Source organism: Mycobacterium sp. E2462 (assembly GCF_001672685.1).
GTDB lineage: Bacteria > Actinomycetota > Actinomycetes > Mycobacteriales > Mycobacteriaceae > Mycobacterium.
Window position 1 is genome coordinate 1 of sequence record NZ_LZKC01000175.1, and the last position, 1,735, is coordinate 1,735.

The following is a 1,735-nucleotide window of genomic DNA, read 5'->3' on the forward strand; positions in this document are numbered from 1 at the left end:
GGACAGCTTGCCGGGCAGCCCACCGAGGTCGGTCGCGCTCTTGCGCCGCACCAACTCCCGCGCCTTACGCGCCGCGATGCGGGCTTGCGCCGACGAGACCGCCTTGTTGACAACGACTTTGGCGTCCGCGGGGTTGGCCTCGAACCAGTGCGTCAGCTGTTCGTTGCACACCTTCTGCACGAACGACTTGACCTCGGTATTGCCCAGCTTGGTTTTGGTCTGGCCCTCGAACTGCGGCTGGGACACCTTGACGGAGATGACCGCCGCGAGTCCCTCGCGGATGTCGTCGCCGGTGAGGTTGGGATCCTTGTCTTTGAGGAGCTTTTTGTCCTTGGCGTACTTGTTCACCACGGTGGTCAACGCGCTGCGGAAGCCCTCTTCATGGGTGCCGCCCTCGTGCGTGTTGATGGTGTTGGCGAAGGTGTGCACCGACTCGGAGTATCCGCCGTTCCACTGCATGGCGACTTCCACTTCGTGGCCGTCGCCCTTGCCGTCGAAGCCGATGACACTCTGCTGAATCGGGCTCTTGGTGCGGTTGATGTGCTTGACGAAGTCGACCAGGCCGCCGGGGTAGTGGAACGTGCGGTGCTTGACCTTCTGGGTGGACACCGATTCCGCGGCCTTTTCCTCCGCGGATTTGGGGGCCTCCGCGGTGTCGCTGACGACCTCGTCGACGACCTCTTCTTTGGTGACCCGCTCGTCGGTGAGCTCGATGGTCAATCCCTTGTTCAGGAAGGCCATCTCCTGCAGGCGGCGCGCGACCGTCTCGAAGTCGTAGTCCGTGGTCTCGAAGATCTTGGGGTCCGCCCAGAAGCGGACGGTGGTGCCCGTCTTCTTGGTCTTCTCGCCCTGCTTGAGCACGCCGGGGACGGAGTTGGTGTACACCTGCGACCACTCGTAACCGTCCCGGCGGATGTCGGCCTCCAGGCGCGACGACAACGCATTGACCACCGAAACGCCGACACCGTGTAGGCCGCCGGAGACCTGGTAAGCGCCCTCCTCGAACTTGCCGCCGGCGTGCAAGACGGTCATCACGACGTCGACGGTGGGCACGCCGGTGGCGTGCATCTCGACCGGGATGCCGCGGCCGTCGTCGCTGACCTCGACGCCGCCGTCGTCAAGCAGCCGGACCGTCACCTTGCTGGCGAAGCCGGCCATCGCCTCGTCGACCGCGTTGTCGACCACCTCCCAGACAAGATGGTGCAGACCTCGCTCGCCGGTAGAACCGATGTACATACCGGGGCGTTTGCGGACCGCTTCCAGGCCTTCGAGGACCTTGATCGAATCAGCACCGTACTGGTTTTTGGCAGCCACGTTCGGAATGCTCTCCTTGGGGTTACGTGCAAGCGGTTCGGTCACCGCGACAGGCGCACCCCACCACTCTACCGTCATAGGGCGTCAGGACCGATTTTCTGGCCGCGTTTCCACCCAGCTGTACGCTCCGTGAGAACGATTTCTTCGTTCTCGGTGCGTCCTGACCTCCGTCGAACGGCTTCGTTTCGTCCTGGCGGATTTCAGGGGCGATTCATTTACGGTTCCGTTACGGCGTGTTGGGGGACCGGTCCGCTTGGGAAACGCCCCGTTCACGGGGCTTATCCGTAGGTGTCGCGCGGGCCCCGGCCAGCGATGTGGCGTGGACCCTTGCGCCACGACGGCGCGGCGGGGCCGGTGATCTTCAGGGAGGTGACGACGCCGTTGCCCACCGCCGCGGCGATTTTGGCCAGCAACTGGCTTT

At 64.2% G+C, this 1,735-nt stretch carries 1 protein-coding gene and 1 pseudogene; both read right to left on the reverse strand.

Annotation, left to right across the window (positions count from 1 at the left end; translation table 11 throughout):
* Positions 1–1,323, reverse strand: a 1,323-nt coding sequence (locus tag A5714_RS08375) for an ATP-binding protein (RefSeq protein ID WP_369829430.1), incomplete at its 3' end; no start/stop codon positions are given.
* 269 nt (positions 1,324–1,592) lie between these two features.
* A pseudogene (locus A5714_RS26005) lies at positions 1,593–1,735 on the reverse strand (hypothetical protein); the annotation flags it as partial.